At 36.7% G+C, this 19,518-nt stretch carries 16 protein-coding genes and 1 riboswitch; of the genes, 13 read left to right on the forward strand and 3 right to left on the reverse strand.

Annotated features, from left to right (window positions below):
• Positions 1-51 precede the first annotated feature (51 nt).
• The 4 genes from argS (at position 52) to VIG73_RS12850 (ending at position 8,022) form a co-directional block, all read left to right on the forward strand.
• On the forward strand, positions 52-1,716 hold the full coding sequence (gene argS, locus VIG73_RS12835; protein ID WP_331642616.1) for an arginine--tRNA ligase: 1,665 nt from the start codon (positions 52-54) through the stop codon (positions 1,714-1,716).
• A 904-nt stretch (positions 1,717-2,620) separates the two neighbouring features.
• Positions 2,621-5,017, forward strand: coding sequence for a 3-hydroxyacyl-CoA dehydrogenase/enoyl-CoA hydratase family protein (locus VIG73_RS12840; RefSeq protein ID WP_331642618.1), 2,397 nt, complete (start codon positions 2,621-2,623; stop codon positions 5,015-5,017).
• A 20-nt stretch (positions 5,018-5,037) separates the two neighbouring features.
• On the forward strand, positions 5,038-6,213 hold the full coding sequence (locus VIG73_RS12845) for an acetyl-CoA C-acetyltransferase (protein WP_331642620.1): 1,176 nt from the start codon (positions 5,038-5,040) through the stop codon (positions 6,211-6,213).
• A 24-nt stretch (positions 6,214-6,237) separates the two neighbouring features.
• On the forward strand, positions 6,238-8,022 hold the full coding sequence (locus VIG73_RS12850; RefSeq protein ID WP_331642622.1) for an acyl-CoA dehydrogenase family protein: 1,785 nt from the start codon (positions 6,238-6,240) through the stop codon (positions 8,020-8,022).
• A 650-nt stretch (positions 8,023-8,672) separates the two neighbouring features.
• On the opposite strand, the gene VIG73_RS12855 is transcribed toward VIG73_RS12850, so the two are convergent.
• The gene (locus tag VIG73_RS12855) at positions 8,673-9,005 is read right to left on the reverse strand and encodes a hypothetical protein (protein WP_331642624.1); all 333 of its coding nucleotides are present in this window, start codon (positions 9,003-9,005) and stop codon (positions 8,673-8,675) included.
• 151 nt (positions 9,006-9,156) lie between these two features.
• Between VIG73_RS12855 and VIG73_RS12860 the strand changes: the two genes are divergently transcribed.
• Positions 9,157-9,318, forward strand: coding sequence for a hypothetical protein (locus VIG73_RS12860; RefSeq protein WP_331642626.1), 162 nt, complete (start codon positions 9,157-9,159; stop codon positions 9,316-9,318).
• A 339-nt stretch (positions 9,319-9,657) separates the two neighbouring features.
• Here VIG73_RS12860 and VIG73_RS12865 read toward each other — a convergent pair whose 3' ends face one another.
• Positions 9,658-12,150 carry an ABC transporter permease gene (locus tag VIG73_RS12865; protein ID WP_331642628.1) on the reverse strand — a complete coding sequence of 831 codons (2,493 nt, stop codon included), beginning with the start codon at positions 12,148-12,150 and terminating at the stop codon, positions 9,658-9,660.
• Positions 12,151-12,165: 15 nt separating this feature from the next.
• Entirely contained in the window at positions 12,166-12,816 is a 651-nt protein-coding gene (locus VIG73_RS12870) for an ABC transporter ATP-binding protein (protein ID WP_331642630.1), read from the reverse strand.
• A 292-nt stretch (positions 12,817-13,108) separates the two neighbouring features.
• Between VIG73_RS12870 and VIG73_RS12875 the strand changes: the two genes are divergently transcribed.
• The 8 genes from VIG73_RS12875 (at position 13,109) to sufC (ending at position 19,510) form a co-directional block, all read left to right on the forward strand.
• Entirely contained in the window at positions 13,109-13,459 is a 351-nt protein-coding gene (locus tag VIG73_RS12875; protein WP_331642632.1) for an arsenate reductase family protein, read from the forward strand.
• Positions 13,460-13,572: 113 nt separating this feature from the next.
• Positions 13,573-13,956, forward strand: coding sequence for a glycine cleavage system protein GcvH (gcvH, locus tag VIG73_RS12880; protein ID WP_331642634.1), 384 nt, complete (start codon positions 13,573-13,575; stop codon positions 13,954-13,956).
• Between the two features lie 200 nt (positions 13,957-14,156).
• Entirely contained in the window at positions 14,157-14,498 is a 342-nt protein-coding gene (locus VIG73_RS12885) for a toprim domain-containing protein (RefSeq protein WP_331642636.1), read from the forward strand.
• 22 nt (positions 14,499-14,520) lie between these two features.
• On the forward strand, positions 14,521-14,835 hold the full coding sequence (locus VIG73_RS12890) for a thioredoxin family protein (protein WP_331642639.1): 315 nt from the start codon (positions 14,521-14,523) through the stop codon (positions 14,833-14,835).
• A gap of 91 nt (positions 14,836-14,926) precedes the next feature.
• Positions 14,927-15,034, forward strand: a riboswitch (SAM riboswitch).
• 91 nt (positions 15,035-15,125) lie between these two features.
• Positions 15,126-16,166 carry a methionine ABC transporter ATP-binding protein gene (locus VIG73_RS12895; protein ID WP_331642641.1) on the forward strand — a complete coding sequence of 347 codons (1,041 nt, stop codon included), beginning with the start codon at positions 15,126-15,128 and terminating at the stop codon, positions 16,164-16,166.
• Complete coding sequence (locus VIG73_RS12900; protein ID WP_331642643.1) at positions 16,144-16,845, forward strand: methionine ABC transporter permease; 702 nt, start codon at positions 16,144-16,146, stop codon at positions 16,843-16,845. The genes VIG73_RS12895 and VIG73_RS12900 overlap by 23 nt, the downstream gene beginning before the upstream one ends.
• A 57-nt stretch (positions 16,846-16,902) precedes the next feature.
• The gene (locus tag VIG73_RS12905) at positions 16,903-17,757 is read left to right on the forward strand and encodes a MetQ/NlpA family ABC transporter substrate-binding protein (RefSeq protein WP_331642645.1); all 855 of its coding nucleotides are present in this window, start codon (positions 16,903-16,905) and stop codon (positions 17,755-17,757) included.
• A 967-nt stretch (positions 17,758-18,724) separates the two neighbouring features.
• Positions 18,725-19,510, forward strand: a complete 786-nt coding sequence (sufC, locus tag VIG73_RS12910; RefSeq protein WP_331642647.1) for a Fe-S cluster assembly ATPase SufC — start codon at positions 18,725-18,727, stop codon at positions 19,508-19,510.
• Positions 19,511-19,518: the final 8 nt, after the last annotated feature.

Consider the following 19,518-nt stretch of genomic DNA (forward strand, 5'->3'; position numbering starts at 1 on the left):
ATATATTATTTTTTATAACTGGTTAAGCTATCCTTAGGGAGGAAATCATAGATGAGTATGTTAGAAAAGATTGAAACGGAAATTAAAACAGCACTGAAACAAGCTGTTGTAGAAGCTGGGATAACAGAAGCAGAACAAATCCCAGATATTATTTTAGAAAAACCGAAGAGTAAAGAACATGGTGATTACGCGACAAATATTGCGATGCAATTAACAAAAATTGCGAAACAAGCACCACGAAAAACAGCTGAAGCAATCGTCGAACATTTTACTAGTGAACATGTGACAAAAGTTGATATCGCTGGACCGGGTTTTATTAACTTTTTTATCGACCATGCGTTCTTAACAAAACTCGTTCCAAGTATATTGCAAGCGGGTGATAATTACGGTCGCTCTGAAGCAGGAGAAGGAGAGCGCATTCAAATTGAGTTTGTCTCTGCTAACCCAACAGGTGATTTACATTTAGGGCATGCCCGTGGAGCAGCATATGGTGATGCGTTATGCAATGTGCTTGATGTTGCAGGATATGATGTGGAACGTGAATATTATATTAATGATGCGGGAAATCAAATTGACCAGCTCGCTCACTCGGTTGAAGCACGTTATATGCAGGCCTTAGGAAAAGACTGGGATATACCAGAAGATGGTTATCATGGTAAGGACGTCCAAAAATTTGGTCAAGAGTTAAAAGAGCGTGACGGTGATAAATGGGTTCATGTCGCTGAAGAAGAACGTCTAAAGTATTTCCGTCAATACGGACTCGAACGTGAACTTGATAAAATAAAACAAGACCTCGCTGCATTTGGCGTAACATTTGATAACTGGTTCTCAGAAACAACATTATATGAAGATAAAAAAATCGATGAAGCGCTAGACCGTTTAAGAGAATCTAATCTCGTTTATGAACAAGACGGGGCGACATGGTTTAAAACAACAGCATACAAAGATGATAAAGACCGTGTCTTAGTCAAATCAGATGGTAGCTACACATATTTAACACCAGACATTGCTTATCATAAAGATAAACTTGATCGTGGTTTTAATACGCTCATTAATATTTGGGGTGCTGACCACCACGGCTACATTCCACGTATGAAAGCAGCGATTCAAGCGTTAGGCTATGATGAAGATACGTTAGAAGTAGCTGTCATTCAAATGGTTAATTTATATGAAGATGGCGAACGCGTTAAAATGAGTAAACGGACAGGAAAAGCCGTCACATTAAGACAGCTGATGGAGGAAGTTGGGAAAGATGCAATGCGCTATTTCTTCAGCATGCGCTCAGGGGACTCGCATTTAGATTTTGATATGGACTTAGCGCGCTCCCAGTCTAATGAAAACCCTGTTTATTATGTCCAGTATGCTCATGCACGTATTTGTACGTTGCTTAAACAAGCAGATAAAAAAGGTTTTATGGTAGATGAAACTCTGGATTACTCATTATTAACGTCAGAAAAAGAAGAAGAGCTTTTAGTCAAACTTGGGGAATTCCCACAAATGATTGCTGAAGCAGCTGAGAAACGCACACCGCATAAAGTGACACAATATGTATTTGATTTATCAACATTACTTCATAGTTTTTATAATGCAGAAAAAGTATTAGATGAAGAGAATCGTGAATTGACGTCTGCGCGCTTAGCATTAATGGAAGCTGTAAAGATTACGATTGCGAATGCCTTACGAATCATCGGTGTCAGCGCACCAGAGAGTATGTAAATTCTATAAATAAAGATTTGTAAAATTTTAAAACAAAATATTTTCATTATGAGTGTTACTAAGAACCCGCAGTTGACATACACTCCGCTTTCCGCGGGCGGTCTGCGAGCCTCCTCGAACTCGGGCCAACAGGACGTTGGTCACAAAGGCGTTGCCACAGGACGTGGCGTTTTTAGCCTTTGTTCCTTAGATGTTTCTGTGGGGTCTAGCTAGCCTCGCTTTTCCCGCAGGAGTCTTCGTGTATGTCAACTGCTATACAGTTCTTCTTTTAACAATTCGAAAATAACTCAACCTTGATACGCATCATTTAAATATTCATAATGACGTATGATTCCTTCTTTCTTAAAGAACGTTCAGGAATGGCTCTATTTTTTACGTTTTTTGTTGCCATGTTAATTTCTACTTTCCTTAACTGTAAATCATGAAATACATGGTTAATGAATTGTTACAAGCAGATGTAGCCAATCCTTTCCCTACATGCCACTTACTAATGTAATCACGATATTCATCAATGAGTTGAAATAATTCTCCAGCATGCCTTGGTTCTAAGATGGAAAGGTAAGTATCCGTACATATGATATGCCTCATTTTACTTTTGTTTTTTTATAATTAGATATTAACATAGAAAGTCCATAGAGATATACGATTAGAATAGTGCATCAAGCACCACTTTGAGTTATGCCAGATTTTTTAAAAACAAATGTCAGCTAAAATCACTAATAAAACACTTTTTTCAAATAATTAATGCATTATCGTTGCGAAAAATTTAAAAGTATTTTATAGTATAAGTAACGAGGATGAGATGCCTCTTTCTTTTAGGTCAAAAAATGAATGAGTATTCATTCAAGGGCAGATAATTAATGACAGGGGTATTCATTCAAACTAATGATAGGGGGATAAAAAAATGAAACAATCCATTGAACGTGTAGCGGTATTAGGCTCGGGTGTCATGGGTTCAGGTATTGCTGCTCATTTAGCGAATATCGGCATTCCGACATTATTACTAGATATCGTACCACGTGAACTGACAAAGGAAGAAGAAACAAAAGGATTAACATTAGAAGATCCAGTCGTTCGTAACAAAGTTGCTGTCCAAAATAAGCAAGCGCTTTTAAAACAAAAGCCGTCACCAATTACGTCCAAAAAAAGTTTAGACTTAATTGAAACCGGTAACATGGAAGATGATATGGAAAAATTAAAAGATGTGGACTGGATTATCGAAGTTGTCGTTGAAAACTTAGAAGTTAAAAAAGGCGTTTTTGCTAAAGTAGATCAATATCGTAAACCAGGAACGATTGTTAGCTCAAATACATCAGGCATTTCAATTGAGGAAATGGCAGAGGACTGTTCTGAAGACTTTCGTCAACATTTTTTAGGAACACATTTTTTCAATCCACCACGTTATTTAAAATTATTAGAGATTATTCCAACAAAAGATACAAAGCCAGAAGTTATAGAATTTATGCAAACTTTTGCTGAAGATGTGTTAGGAAAAGGTGTTGTCTTAGCTAAAGATACACCAAACTTTATTGCGAATCGAATTGGAACATATGGCTTATTAGTCACTGTACAAGAGATGCTTAAAGCGAACTTATCAATCGGTGAAGTCGATTCCGTTACAGGTCCACTATTAGGGCGTCCAAAAAGTGCGACATTTAGAACGCTCGATGTTGTTGGTTTAGATACATTTATTCATGTCGCTAAAAACGTTTATGATCAAGTCGAAGGAGAAGAGAAGCACATCTTTGAAATCCCAGACTTTATGCAAGCAATGCAAGAAAAAGGCTGGCTAGGTGCAAAAACAAAACAAGGGTTTTATCTGAAGAAAAAAGGTAAAGATGGCAGTGTCATCTTAGAATTAAACCCTGAAACGATGGAATACGAAGAACGGAAGAAATTAAAGACAAAAGCAACCGAAATGGCCAAACAACAAAAAGGTTTCAATAAATTGAAAACGCTTTTATCCATGCCAGGTGACAAAGCAAGTGATTTTGTCTGGTCGATTTTAAAACCAGTCCTTCTCTATTCAGCAGAATTACTAGGTGACATTGCTGATGACATCGTTTCTATCGACAAAGCAATGAAATGGGGTTTTGGTTGGAAATTAGGTCCATTCGAACTATGGGATGTCATCGGCTTAAGAAAAGCAGTTGAACGGATGCAAACGGAAGGTGATTCCGTACCGAAATGGGTACTTGACCTTTTAGAAAACGGACACGAACAATTTTATAAAGAAGAAAATGGACATATTCACTACTATGATGGTGACACATATCAAGAAGACCAAGTTAATCCGAAACAAATTCATATTAAACGCCTGAAAGATAAACAAGGTGTCATTATGAAAAACACAGGTGCTAGTTTAATTGATATCGGCGACGGTGTTGCTTTACTAGAATTCCATTCACCAAATAATGCAATCGGTTTAGATGTCGTACAAATGGTGAATAAGTCCATCGAAGAAGTAGAAAAAAATTACGAAGGACTCGTGATTGGAAACCAAGGTAAAAACTTCTGTGTCGGTGCGAACTTAGCGTTGATGCTTATGGAAGCACAAGATGATAATTTCTTTGAATTAGATATGGTCGTTCGCCAGTTTCAAAATATGACATTGAACATTAAGTATTCGAAAAAACCGGTTGTGACAGCACCATTTAATATGACACTTGGCGGTGGGGCTGAAGTGACCTTACCAGCAGCAGCTGTGCAAGCTTCACAAGAAACATATATCGGTTTAGTTGAAGTCGGTGTCGGACTCATTCCAGGTGGTGGTGGAACGAAAGAATTGTACTTAAAGATGCTACGTGACTTACCACAAGGTGTGGATTTAGACTTAATGAAGGTCGCGAATAAAGTATTTGAACGTGTAGCTATGGCTGATGTATCCACATCTGCTGAAGAAGCACGTGAAAAAGGTTTTCTCAATAACTTTGATGGTGTCAGTGCTAACCCAGACCATCTTCTATACGATGCAAAGCAGAAAGTGCTCGCTTTAAATAAAGCAGGCTACCAAGCACCAAAACGTGAAAGAATCCCAGTCGTTGGTGACCCAGGTTATGCAGCGATGGTGATGGGAGCTAAGACATTGCAATTTGGTGGCTATGCATCAGAACACGATGTGAAAATTGCAGAAAAACTCGCCTATGTTTTATCAGGTGGCCGGGTTAAGGAAAATAGTTTTATAGATGAACAAGTTATGTTAGACCTTGAAAGAGAAGCATTCTTAAGTTTAATTGGCGAACCAAAAACACAACAGCGCATGCAACACATGTTATTAAAAGGAAAACCATTACGAAATTAATAGAAAGAGGGGGAAGGAAAATGAAAGAAGCGGTAATTGTAGCAGGAGCAAGGACACCAGTCGGTCGAGCAATTCGTGGATCATTAGCCCATACACGACCAGATGACCTTGCTGCCTTAACGATTAAAGAAACGTTAAAGCGTGCAGATGGATATGATGGAAACATTGATGATGTCATTATAGGTTGTGCCATGCCGGAAGCTGAACAAGGAATGAACATGGCACGTAATATAGCGGGATTAGCAGGTTTAAGTCATGAAATACCAGGCATTACGATTAACCGATACTGTTCTTCTGGATTGCAAAGTATCGCCTATGCGACAGAACGCATTATGCTCGGCTACGCAGATACGATTGTAGCTGGTGGAGCAGAGTCAATGAGTTTAATTCCAATGGGAGGGCATGTTATTAAGCCGAACCCAACACTTGTTGAACATGCACCAGAATATTATATGACGATGGGACATACAGCAGAAGAAGTCGCAAAACGTTTTTCCATATCTCGTGAAGAGCAAGATGCCTTTGCTGTTGAAAGTCATAAACGTGCAGCCAAAGCGATCCAAGAAGGTAAGTTCAAAGATGAAATTGTTCCAGTTGAAGTAAAAGAGCGTGTTGTCGGTCCAGACGGAAAAGTTGTTGAAAAAACGAAGATGTTTGACATGGACGAAGGTGTTAGACCGGGCACCAATATGGAAGTTCTTGCGAAATTACGTCCTGCTTTCAGTCTAAGCGGAACTGTTACGGCAGGGAATTCATCACAAATGAGTGACGGTGCTGCTTCAGTTTTAGTTATGGATCGTGAAAAAGCAGAAGCAGAAGGGTTAACACCACTTCTTAAGTTACGTTCATTTGCTGTAGCTGGTGTTGAACCGGAAATCATGGGAGTAGGGCCAGTCGCTGCGATTCCGAAAGCACTTAAAATGGCTAATTTAGAGCTGAGCGATATTGGACTCATTGAATTAAATGAGGCATTTGCATCACAATCCGTGCGTGTCATTCAAGCGCTTGATTTAAATCCAGAAATAGTCAATGTCAATGGTGGAGCGATTGCACTTGGTCATCCACTTGGTACAACAGGTACAAAGTTAACACTGACATTACTTCATGAAATGAAACGTAGAAATGTCCAATTCGGTATGGTGACGATGTGTATTGGTGGCGGAATGGGTGCAGCAGGCGTCTTTGAATTATTATAAAAAAGTGTCGAAAGGAAGATAAACATGAGTGAAATAAAAGAAAAGTATTTTAAAGGTGGCGCGTTTTTAATCGAGGAATTAAATGGAGAAGACATCGTTACACCAGAAGATTTTTCAGATGAACATCATATGATTGCCAATACGACTGAGGAATTTGTCGTTGGTGAAGTATTACCACTTGTTGATAATCTTGAAAATCATGAATTCGAACATTCTGTTAAACTATTAGAAAAAGCTGGTGATCTCGGTTTACTAAGCGCTGATATTCCAGAAGAGTATGGCGGACTTGGCTTAGATAAAATTAGTTCATCATTAATTACTGAAAAATTTGCCCGCGCAGGTGGTTTCTCAATCACACACGGTGCACATGTCGGAATTGGAACGTTACCGATTGTTTTCTTTGGTAATGAAGAACAGAAGCAAAAATATTTGCCAAAACTTGCATCAGGTGAGTTATTAGCTGCTTATGCTTTAACAGAACCAGGTTCAGGTTCCGATGCATTAGGAGCTAAAACTACGGCTGTTTTAAATGAAGCAGGTACACATTATATTTTAAACGGTGAAAAACAATGGATTACGAATGCTGCGTTTGCCGATGTCTTCGTCGTTTATGCAAAAATTGATGGTGAACATTTCTCCGCATTTATCGTTGAAAAAGACTTCCCAGGTGTCTCAACAGGGCCAGAAGAGAAAAAAATGGGAATCAAGAGTTCTTCTACACGTACATTAGTCCTAGAAGACGCAGAAGTGCCTGTTGAAAACTTATTAGGTGAAAAAGGCAAAGGTCATCATATCGCCTTTAACATTCTTAATGTTGGTCGTTATAAGCTTGCCATCGGCGGTGTCGGAGGCTCAAAACGTGCGCTTGAAGTAGCGACAAAATATGTTAACGAGCGTAAACAATTCGGTCGTTCTATCTCAAGCTTTAGTTTAACGAAAGAAAAGTTAGCCACGATGGCAGCAGAAACATACGCGAATGAGAGTGCTGTTTATCGAACAGTCGGGCTTTTTGAACAGCGTATGGGATCCATGAGTGAAGAGCAACTGAAAGACGGCCGTGAAGTTGCACGAGCTATTGCTGAATATCAAATTGAATGTTCCATGAATAAATACACAGCAACAGAATGCCTTGATTATGTCGTTGATGAAGCTGTTCAAATGCACGGTGGTTACGGCTTTATGCAAGAATATGAAGTCGAGCGCATGTACCGTGATTCGCGGATTAACCGTATTTTTGAAGGAACAAATGAAATCAACCGCCTCATCGTTCCAGGAACATTACTGAAAAAAGCAATGCGCGGTGAACTGCCGTTACTACAAAAAGCTCAAGGCTTACAAGAAGAGCTACTCATGATGATGCCAGAAGAAGTCGGCACAGAAGCACTCGAACAAGAAAAGCATTTAGTGAGAAACGCTAAGAAAATCGTCTTACTTGCCGCAGGATTAGCCGCACAAAAATATATGCAAAAACTAGAAGAAGAACAAGAAATTTTAGCTAACCTAGCTGATATGGCAGCATCTGTATACAATATGGAATCTGCTGTCTTACGAACTGAAAAAGCGATTCAGAAATCAGGCGAAGAGAAAAACAAACAAAAGCTGCTCTATACACAAGTATACGTACAAGAAGCTTTCAACCGCATTGAAGCAGATGCAAAAGAAATTCTCATTGCCGTTGAAGAAGGCGATACACTCCGTATGATGTTGTCATCATTAAGAAAGCTAACACGTCATACACCAACAAACGTGATCGCGAAAAAGCGTGAAATCGCAGACAAAATTATTGACGCAGAAAAATATGTCCTATAACTAATCAAGTTCATATCGTTTGCCCCTAAAAAAGAATGAGCGGAGACTTTTTCCGCTCGTTCTTTTGTTTTGGGTTTTATGTATGAATGGGGTGCGTTTGCACTTCAATGCATCGTCTCGTTCATTACTTCTCCCGTGAGAGGCCGTATTGGCGGTTCAATGGATTGTCTCGTTCATTATTTCTACCGCGAGAGGCTGCGTTGGAGTTTCAATGCATCGTCTCGTCATGCTTTTCCACTGCGAGAGGCCGCGTTGGCGCTTCAACGCATTGTCTCGTTATGCTTTTCTACTGCGAGAGGCTGTATTGGCGCTTCAATACATTGTCTCGTTCATTATTTCTCCAGCGAGAGGCTGCGTTGGCGGTTCAATGGATTGTCTCGTTCATTATTTCTCCCGTGAGAGGCCGTGTTGGCGGTTCAATGCATAGTCTCGTTACGCTTTTTCTCCCTGAGAGGTCGTGTCTTAGTTATCCCATCAAGCCTGACCCTCACTTCTACGTAAATAAAAACGATAAAAGTAATGGATCGGCAAATATCCAACAACCCCACCTAATTCGGTGGGAAAACCACAAGAAAAAGTGAACAACATTCAGTTTTATTAGTGGATGAAGACTTGAATATAGTGAGGAGTTTTTTTAACCCTTTCCCCCACTATTTTTCCAATTTCCTGAAGTCTGCTTCCTTAAAGGAACGTATCATCCCCCAAAATATAAAGCGATATACAATCCCAATAAGAAAAAATATATAAATATATTCAAAAGGAGTGAAAGGCTCATAATCAATTAAATAAGAATTTAAAAAAACTAGAAATAGAGATAAATACTCTATTAAAGAATTTTTAAATCCATTTTCTTCATACATGTGCTTCGTTTTTTTTATGTTAAAAACATCTTTTATTCCTTCACCGTTAGTCATTTCTTTAAGCATACCTTTGATAAAGCATAGGCCGATTAAATAAATTCCCAAAGCAAGCACATAGTCCATGTTCAAAATCTGCGTTATTAAACAATAAATTATAGTGAATAAAAGAAAATACATTTTTTACTATTTCCCCCTTGTTTTTTTTTGTATTTACTAGTATATTGTAAATCAAACATCATGTATACGCTTCCAATAAAAAATCAAGAGGGTTCATGTGTTAAAAAAGTTCTTTACTGTATTAATTGTTGTCGCTATGGTTATTTTGGCTTTTTCTACTTCAGTAAGTGCTAATGGAATTAGCTACGGTAAAAAGGAAGATTCTATTGATTGGGATGTGATTCGGAAATTCTGGTTGTTAATTCCGATGCTATCGTAATAGACAAAGAACTGATTGAATTGGCAGAAAATCTATCAAAATTTCTTTGAAGAAGACGCAAATGGAAATGTTAAATTTACTGCCGACAAAGAAACGCTTGTGGAAATGGGAATTTCAGAAAATGATGCTGAGATAATGACTTCAATATGGGCAGGCCAATAGATACCATCAAATTTAAAGGTAAAATGATTGATAATTTCTCCAGCAGGCAAATGTTTAAATAAAATGAGCTTTGTTAAAATGAGTAAATAGAGACCAAAGGCTATTATTCATCCTGTTCTGACAACAACTTGCATCATTCCCCATCTATCTTAGATATTGTTGTAACGTACCTACTAATTATGAACCATATTTATTTTGTATACTATAAAGATGTGACATGTTCAATTTCCTCATCATTACGAAACAAAGCCCTGCTGTGGAAATCCCCAATATGATAAATAAACGGATATCAAGATAAATAGCATCTATAGTCGATTGAACAGGTGCTGGTGTGATGATTAGGAGTAAAGCAATTAATCCTGTTGCTAAGAATAACGAGAGAATATAATAGACAAGTAATTCCGTTAAAAATATTTTTATAATATCTCGAGTGGTCGCTCCTAGAGATTTATAAATAAGAAGCTCTCTTTCACGTTGATAAAACTTCATTAAAAAGATTATAAATATAATCGTTCCCACAAATAAACCCAATATGCTAAATAACAGAATGCCAAGTCGGCTTATAAATCTAGCTTGGTCTTTGCTTTTTTCAATAAATGCCTCTTCAATGTAGTATAAGTTATCTGGATACATAGCTGCTAAAGTTGCCAACTTATTTTCTAGTTGATTAATTTCATTTATATTAGCTTGCGCATCTCGGTAAATTTCCAGGTTTCCATAACCAGGGAAGATATCATATTTTTGCATGGTGTTCTCATGAATCATAATGATTATGTTAGAAAATGCTTCTTTTGTTATTGGGTGAACGATCGTTTTCTTTACGGATTCTAAAACTTGTAAATCCCACTGCTTATACTCTAATTCATTATTGAGATTTTCAATTCTCCCAATGGATAATGTATCAGGTTGATCGAACTGAATCGTTTCATCTGGAATGATAAGTATCATAGATAGAGAATCTTGCAATTTATGATATGTGCGATCACTAAATTTGAGTTGAGAATTAAAAAGTGACCAATTGTTATCATTTAAAACGACATAATGAATATTAGATAAAGGAACATAGTCGAGCGGCATGTCTAACTCTAATAGATCATGTTCAGTAAAAACAACACCCGAATCTTCCACATCTTCGTGAAAACGATTAATGATTGGTGCGTTTAATGAATCGTCTTTTAACAACAAGCTCGTTCCAAGTGTTTTCGGTTCTTTATCCATGAAGGCTACTGCTTCATTTTCTATTTCATCTACTAAATGGATAGGAATATATTCTGGTGTGAAAAAGATTTCAAATTGCTGTAAATGCACAAATGCATCTGACCTTTTGGAGCTAAAAATATAATCGGCCACTTTTTCATCCGTTTCATATAATGTTTCATTTGCTATAAGCTCACTTAAAAATATTAACACGAGTAAACTTGTCAACAGCCCGATGATTAAGAAAAATGATTTCAACGAATGGAATAGATTTAAATAAAATAATTTCCATTTCACATGCCAATTCTTTATCCACTGTTCTATAAACACAGGTAAATGTCGAATGTTATCCCTTGAAGTTGAATATGTACGATGACAAACAATTAGTATTAAACATCCCATTAATAAAATCGCTATTAGGGTGATTGTCATAAGTAAAAGCATATTTAATTTAGGCAAAATATTAAAGATATAGACAGACATGATATGGATAAGAAACATGAAAAAGGCACTTATGGATACAATAATTAAACCTTGAAAGAAAGCCAATTTATAGATATGCCATGGTGTAAAACCTAAATTTGAAAAAAGATTAAAATGACTGCGAAATCGTATTGAATAATAGAATGAAAAAATGTATGTGAAGACAATCAAAGCAGTTATTGTGATTACTGACAAAAATAGTGTTGTTAAGACATAAACCTGATTGACTTGCTTTAAATGATCATCATATAAATTTGTATTAATGACAATTGCGTCATAATCCAATTCCTGCAAATCATTATGTTTAAAAAAAGTATCAATTGTATCAAAATCGAGAGTAAGTGACTCTGTTCTGTCTTTGATTAATATCATATGTTGTTGAATATCTGGAAAGAGTTGTGTAAAATCACGAGTCAAAATGATATTTGGATATGTATTTTTCCCTTTTTCAATTATCGTTGAACTAGACCAAATACCGGAATAGTTTTTAACAATCCCAACGACAGTAAACTCCTCTCTCTCTATATTGAATGTGAAAGGAAGCTTGATGTCAGTTTGCTTGGACCCCCTAGCAAGGTGTCCAATAGTAAATTCTTCAACTAGGACTTCATAATCTGATTCTGGCATTCTTCCACGGAGGAGATTCATTTGAGTCAAAGCGTGCTCGTCCATCCACCCGATTGTGAAATCCAAATCTTGATCATTGTTTAAGAGACCTGATGTATATATATTGCCAGAAATGCGGAAATGTCCAGTTTCCCTTAGTGCATTTTCTCCAGTCATGGGTTCATCGGAATTTACAATTAAAGTGTGGTCACCATATGTTTGATAAGCGGTTAATTTTGCTTGATCCACATAGTGATGCAATATCCCAATGGCAATCGTTATAAATACGAGTATAAATGTTAGAGCGCTAACAACTGACCAGAAAATTTTTTTGTTATTCCATAATAATTTCCATGCGTAAGATAATAGTTTTACCGATTTCATTGTTTACCCTTCATTCTATACGAGTTTTCCATCCTTAAGTATAAATAGATGATCCGGATTTTTAATTAAATGTTTATCATGTGTGACAACGAGTAATGTCGTTTGATTTTTTTTACAGAGACGAGTTAATAATTCAATTACCCTTAATGAATTCTCAGAGTCCAAATTACCTGTAGGTTCATCCGCAAAAATGACTTTTGGATTGTGGATCATTGCCCTTGCAATGGCCACTCTTTGTTGTTGCCCACCAGATAATTCACTAGGAAAAGAACGCATATAATGATGAATCTCTAAATCTTTTAGTAGTTGGTAAACGGCTTGTTCATTTACTTTTTGATTTGTAATATGTAGTGGCATGATGATATTATCATACACCGTCAATTCATAAATGAGTTGAAAGGATTGGAATACATAACCAAAATATTTACCGCGGAACTGTGCTTTTTCTTTTTCTGATAACCTATAATAATCTTTATTCATCATATAAACAGTACCAGTACTTGGTTTAATTAACCCACTTAATATATTTAACAGTGTTGATTTTCCAGACCCACTTTTACCCATAATAACGTTAATTGAACCATCATCAATAACGATATTTGTATTTTTTAGTGCTGCTGTTCTAGAATTGTGATACGTTTTGGATATTTCGATGGCTGAAATCATATGATGACACTCCTGAAATTTCAAAATTTGAATTAAGGGATTCATAACAATTATCAAAAATATTCATTTTTTAATTTTACCATTACTTTGAATATCTATCAATAATCTGAAGGAGCAGGGGTAGTAACGTAAATTCTATATATTACTTATTTCAAGATTTTTCTTCTATTATCCATTTCAACGTAAAACAACTACATACAGACAATTAACAATCCTAACACCAACATACTTCAATCCCACCCCAGAACATGCTAAGATAAAGATAAGTAATGAAGTAGAAGGAGGGCTATTCATGAAGCTATATTGTTATCCGAATTGTGGTACATGCAAAAAAGCTGTGAAGTGGCTTGATGAGCAAGGAATCAAATATGAGTATATACATATTGTAGAAAATCCACCGACAAAAGAAGAAATATTAGATTATATGGATAAAAGCGGTCTGCCGCCACGTCGATTCTTTAATACGAGTGGGAAAAAATATCGCGAACTTAATATGAAGGATAAAATTAAGGATATGACGAAAGAAGAGATGGCCGAACAATTAGCACAAGAAGGTATGCTCATTAAAAGACCTATCGCGACAGATGGTGAACGTGTCACTGTCGGCTTTAAAGAAGAGGCATTTGAAGAAACTTGGAGTTAATGTTCTAGGCATCTTATGATAAAATAAAAATAAGCAATGATTTACTAGCATATTTTTCTGTAAACTTGTATATTTAAGTTGGAAGTTGCAATGATTGAATGGAGGGAATTGGAATGAATTTACCAAAGGAATTATTATACTCTGAAGAACATGAATGGGTTAAAAAGGAAGACGGCAAAGTACGTATAGGAATTACTGATTTCGCACAAGATGAATTAGGCGACATCGTATTCGTTGAGTTACCTGAAGTTGGAGAAGAAGTTGAAGCAGACGAGCCTTTCGGAAGTGTTGAATCTGTTAAAACGGTATCCGAACTTTATGCTCCAGTAAGTGGTAAAGTTGTTGCAGTAAACGAAGAGCTAGAAGATAGCCCTGAGTTTGTTAACGAATCACCATATGAAAAAGCATGGATGATTGTTGTTGAGCCATCTAATGAAGCTGAATTGGATGAGCTTATGTCTGCTGATGCATACCAAGCAATGGTAGAAGAAGACTAATTTAACATGACGTTTTTCAAGGAGGTTGGTCGTTTTTGTGAACGATACAACCTTCTTTTCGTCTTCACGGTGATACTAGGACTCGCGCCTCTATAGGCGGGAGTTGCGACTAAGGTTCAAGTAGAGGGTGGAGTAAATACTCCGTCTGAACCAAATCTTTTTTATATTTTTGAATGATGATACATGGTGAGGTGCTTAGCATGCTTCCTAAAGTGATTATTGTTGAAGGATTAACCGATAAACAGCAAATTAAAAAAGTCATTACGGAAGATGTAACAATCATTTGTACAAACGGCACACTTGGAATTGAACGTTTTGATGAATTATTAGAAACATACCAACTGGACGATCGTGATGTCTATATTATGGCTGATGAAGATAAAGCAGGATGGAAATTACGTAAACAACTGAAACGCGAACTACCGCATGCTGAACATATCTATATCCATCCAGACTATAAAGAAGTAGCAACAACACCGTTACATGAAATAGCTCATGCCTTAGTGAGTAAAAACATTGAAGTAAACCCTATTTTTCTGTAAGCTTGGAAATTAGGGTGATCGAATGATAAAAATAACAGACAATGAATTGAAAGAAGAGAATATTTTACTTTATATATACAGTCCTTTTTGCGGGACATGTCACGTCGCACGCCAAATGCTCGAACAAATTGAATCCATTCACAAACAAGATATTTTCTATGAGATGAATGCGTCCCTTCATCCGGAATTTATGCAGGACAATAAAATCGAAAGTGTCCCATGTTTATTCATCAAAAAAGATAATGAAATAAAAGAAAAGATTTATGCATTCCGTTCAGTAGGAAACATTTATCAATATTTATATAAATATAAACCAGAACTGTTTCAACAAGATTAAATTTATAAATGCTTTTATAATGATAATAGTTGACATTTTGCATTAGAATGCGTATGATAACATTTATTAGGAAAAAGAATAAAAGCGAAATCTCTTATCAAGAGCGGTAGAGGGACAGGCCCATTGAAACCGCGGCAACCTTTAGGACTTTCCTAAAACGGTGCTAATTCCTGCAAAGCCATGCTTTGGAAGATGAGAGAACGAAGATGAATGATAATCGTCTTTCTGTTCTCTAGAGCAGGAAGGCGTTTTTGTTTATATGACAACATGTGATTGGAGGATGGATTTTAGTGATTTCAATAAAAGAGCTCCGTAAAGAGTTTACCGTTGATGATAAGAAAATTGTTGCGGTTGATGATTTGACATTAGATATAGAAAAAGGCGAAATCTTCGGTGTGATTGGATATAGTGGCGCTGGAAAGAGTACGTTTATTCGCCTGTTAAATGGATTAGAACAACCGACAAGTGGTGAAGTTTTCATCAATGGTAAACGATTTTCCCATATGAAAGGTGAAAGTTTACGCCTGGCACGACAAAAGGTCAGTATGATTTTCCAACATTTTAATTTACTATGGTCGCGAACAGTTGAAGAGAATATTGAATTTCCGTTAGAAATTGCTGGTGTGTCAAAAGAGGAAAGAAAACAAAGAGTTCAGCATCTTATTGAACTTGTCGGTTTACAAGGAAGAGAAAAAGCATACCCGAGCCAGCTCTCAGGTGGACAGAAGCAACGGGTTGGCATTGCTAGAGCTTTAGCAAATAAACCTGATGTCTTACTTGGTGACGAGGCAACAAGTGCACTCGACCCGGAAACGACTGATTCTATTTTAGATCTTCTTGTTGATATTAATGAAAGGTTAGGAATTACAATCGTTCTTATCACGCACGAAATGCATGTCATTCAAAAGATTTGTCACCGTGTCGCTGTGATGGAAGATGGAAAGATTGTTGAATCTGGGAAAGTACTTGATGTGTTTCAAAATCCACAACAACCTATTACAAAACGTTTTGTCTCTCAATTAACAGGCGTTAAAGATACATTACCGACACTTGAAATGCTATTCAAAAATTACCCAAGTGGTTCGCTCATTCAGCTCACTTTTGTTGGTCAAAAAACAGAAGAACCGATATTAACTGAACTGATTCGAAACTTTCAAGTATCAGCAAGTGTCGTTCACGGGAATATTACAGAAACGAAAGATGGACCATATGGCACATTAATCGTGCATATTGACGGTGAAGAAAATCAAATTCATCAAGCATTACAGTATTTACAATCAATTGATGTGAAAGCAGAGGTTTTAAGCAATGGGTCAACAAACATCGAATGATACAACGTCATTTATCGAACAGATTTTCCCAAATGTAGATTGGTTGCAAATGTGGGAAGCGACTTATGAAACGCTTTATATGACCGTTTTATCAACGGTATTTACGTTCATATTCGGCTTGGCAATTGGACTTCTTCTATTTTTAACAGCGCCACATAATATATGGGCGAATCGCATTGTTCATTTTCTAACAGGAGCTTTCGTGAACATATTTCGCTCGATTCCATTTATTATTTTGATCATTTTACTGATTCCATTTACGAAGCTCATTTTTGGATCGATCCGGGGAGCGAATGCTGCCCTTCCTGCATTGGTTATCGGAGCGGCTCCATTTTATGCTCGAATGGTTCTTATTGCTTTACGTGAAATTGATAAAGGAGTTATCGAAGCAGCGAAATCAATGGGAGCAAAGACGAGTACCATCATTTGGAAAGTGCTTATTCCGGAATCACGTCCTGCTTTATTTTCTGGCATTACCGTGACTTCCGTCGCACTTGTTGGCTATACAGCGATGGCTGGTGTAATTGGTGCTGGTGGATTAGGTCATTTGGCCTTTTTATATGGATTTCAACGCAACCGTCCTGATGTCACGCTCGTCGCCACAGTCATTATTTTATTAATTGTTTTTCTCATACAGTGGATTGGTGACACGATGACCGCAAAAGTTGATAAACGTTAACAGACTAGTTCATCTAGTTCTCATATAAAAAATAAAACATACAAGGAGAGATCACACATGAAGAAATGGTTACAATTTACAATTATCGCGTTTGTTGCTATCGCGCTTGCTGCATGTGGAGCGGATAAAAAAGATGACACAGGTTCAGCCTCAAAAGATGGTGAATCAGGTGAAACAATAACCCTTAAAGTAGGAGCATCACCAAATCCGCATGTTCCGATTTTAGAAAAAGCAAAACCGATCTTAGAAGAAAAAGGAATAGAACTTAAAATCGAGACGTATACAGAATATGTCATGGCAAATCAAGATTTAGATGCTGGTGACTTAGATGCCAACTTCTATCAACATATCCCGTTTTTCGAAGCTCAGAAAGAAGAACATGGTTATGATATAGAAAATGCTGGTGGCATCCATATCGAACCAATCGGTATTTATTCACAACGTCATAAAAGCCTAGAAGATTTACCTGAAGGTGCGACGATTTTATTAAGTAGTTCAGTCGCTGACCATGGACGGATGTTAGCTCTACTTGAAGCAAAAGGATTAATTAAGTTAAAAGAAGGTATTGATAAAACAGTAGCTGTTGTGGATGATATTGTAGAAAATCCAAAGAACTTTAAGTTTGACGACTCAACATCACCTGAGATGCTCGTTCAAATGTATTTAAATGATGAGGGAGATGCGGTACTAATTAACTCAAACTTCGCCCTTGATCATGAAATTAATCCAATTGAAGAAGCAATCGCTCTAGAAGATTCAGATTCACCGTATGTGAATATTATTGCTGTCCAATCCAAAGATAAAGATAACGAAGCGATTAAAACATTAGTAGACGTTCTTCATTCAAAAGAAATCCAAGACTTTATTTTAGAAGAATATAACGGTTCTGTTGTCCCAGTTGATGGGGAATAATTATCAGAGACAAATGTCAATAAATGGTTACTGTAAAGAGTCTGGAACAAGATGAGTACTTAGAGATTAGTACATCAAATTTTGTTCGCTAAAACGGAATCTAAGATTTTGCGATTGGAAAGAAAAATAATTTAATAAGCATAAAAATAATAATCCACACCTATTTCTTAGGCGTGGATTATTTTATAGGTGCGCGGTCATTCCACCAAAGTACAGTCTTGCCTTTCTTAGAATGATTCAATGTGATGTAACTCCGAGTAAAATCATCGACATATGTAAGATTGGACACATCAATGCAAGGTAACCTCAACAACCCTCGGTGACTTACATACGATTGAACGCATCAATGCAAGGTAACCTCAACAACCCTCGGTGACTTACATACGATTGAACACTTCAATGCGAGGTAACCTCAACAACCCTCGGTGACTTACATACGATTGAACGCTTTAATGCGAGGTAACTTCACCAACTATCAGTGACTTACATACGATTGAACGCTTTAATGCAAACTAACTTCAACTAACATTGACGGTTTACCTATGATTAAACAACCCCATGAAATGAAACGTTAACTAATTTTCGAAGGTTCCTCATAAACAAAATCAAATATTATGAAAAAAACAGCTTTTATTCTTTTAAATTCAGAGCTAAAACCACTTGAATCAATTATTATGATCTCATCAATCTACTTGATGGGGGACAGCTCAATACATTTTGTCTCGGCTTCTCTTTTTGTATCAATAACTATCCTTTTTATTTATGTAATTGAAAATGAACAATAAAATAATAACAATAATGTTTCAACTAATTAAAGCGTGAAAATATATATGTTATAATGTTTTAGAGAAGGTTATCTCAATCATTTGCTATTAATTGCTAGATGATTTAAGATGATAATGATAATAAATTGAGAATTGGTGATAATGGTTCTCAAACATAACTATTTTTAATTGGAGGTATCATTATGGCTGGATCTACATTAGAAATTAAAGACCTTCATGTTTCAGTTGAAGGGAATGAAATATTAAAGGGAGTTAACTTAACGATAAAGGGTGGCGAGTTCCACGCAATCATGGGACCGAACGGAACGGGTAAATCAACATTAGCATCCGCAATCATGGGTCACCCAAGTTATGAAGTAACAAAAGGAAGCATTCTTCTAGATGGTGAAGAAGTACTTGATATGGAAGTTGATGAGCGTGCACGTGCAGGATTATTCTTAGCAATGCAATACCCAAGTGAAATTAGCGGTGTGACGACATCAGATTTCTTACGTTCATCTATTAATGCGATTCGTGGAGAAGGTAATGAAATTCCACTCATGAAATTTATTAAAGAAATGGATCAGAAATTAGACGCACTTGAAATTGATAAAAATATGGCACAGCGTTACTTAAATGAAGGGTTCTCTGGTGGAGAGAAAAAACGTAATGAAATTTTACAGATGAGCCTTTTAAAACCGAAAATTGCTATCCTCGATGAAATTGATTCTGGATTAGATATTGATGCGCTTAAAATTGTTTCTGATGCGATTAACGACATGCGTAGTGAAGAGTTCGGAACATTAATTATTACACACTATCAGAGACTATTAAATTATATTAAACCAGATTATGTGCATGTGATGATGCAAGGTCGTGTTGTTAAATCAGGTGGACCTGAGTTAGCAAAACGTCTAGAAGAAGAAGGATACGAATGGTTAAAAGATGAACTCGGTATTAAAGATGAAACTGTTGGACAAGAAGCTTAAGTTAGGAG

It is taken from the genome of Cerasibacillus sp., from assembly GCF_036516575.1.
Lineage (GTDB): Bacteria > Bacillota > Bacilli > Bacillales > Amphibacillaceae > Cerasibacillus.

Bases quoted from the DNA above. Each gene is read 5' to 3' on its own strand.
- argS (WP_331642616.1), top strand. From the start codon at position 52: ATGAGTATGTTAGAAAAGATTGAAACGGAAATTAAAACAGCACTGAAA.
- VIG73_RS12840 (WP_331642618.1), top strand. From the start codon at position 2,621: ATGAAACAATCCATTGAACGTGTAGCGGTATTAGGCTCGGGTGTCATG.
- VIG73_RS12845 (WP_331642620.1), top strand. From the start codon at position 5,038: ATGAAAGAAGCGGTAATTGTAGCAGGAGCAAGGACACCAGTCGGTCGA.
- VIG73_RS12850 (WP_331642622.1), top strand. From the start codon at position 6,238: ATGAGTGAAATAAAAGAAAAGTATTTTAAAGGTGGCGCGTTTTTAATC.
- VIG73_RS12855 (WP_331642624.1), bottom strand. From the start codon at position 9,005: ATGGACTATGTGCTTGCTTTGGGAATTTATTTAATCGGCCTATGCTTT.
- VIG73_RS12865 (WP_331642628.1), bottom strand. From the start codon at position 12,150: ATGAAATCGGTAAAACTATTATCTTACGCATGGAAATTATTATGGAAT.
- VIG73_RS12870 (WP_331642630.1), bottom strand. From the start codon at position 12,816: ATGATTTCAGCCATCGAAATATCCAAAACGTATCACAATTCTAGAACA.
- VIG73_RS12875 (WP_331642632.1), top strand. From the start codon at position 13,109: ATGAAGCTATATTGTTATCCGAATTGTGGTACATGCAAAAAAGCTGTG.
- gcvH (WP_331642634.1), top strand. From the start codon at position 13,573: ATGAATTTACCAAAGGAATTATTATACTCTGAAGAACATGAATGGGTT.
- VIG73_RS12885 (WP_331642636.1), top strand. From the start codon at position 14,157: ATGCTTCCTAAAGTGATTATTGTTGAAGGATTAACCGATAAACAGCAA.
- VIG73_RS12890 (WP_331642639.1), top strand. From the start codon at position 14,521: ATGATAAAAATAACAGACAATGAATTGAAAGAAGAGAATATTTTACTT.
- VIG73_RS12900 (WP_331642643.1), top strand. From the start codon at position 16,144: ATGGGTCAACAAACATCGAATGATACAACGTCATTTATCGAACAGATT.
- VIG73_RS12905 (WP_331642645.1), top strand. From the start codon at position 16,903: ATGAAGAAATGGTTACAATTTACAATTATCGCGTTTGTTGCTATCGCG.
- sufC (WP_331642647.1), top strand. From the start codon at position 18,725: ATGGCTGGATCTACATTAGAAATTAAAGACCTTCATGTTTCAGTTGAA.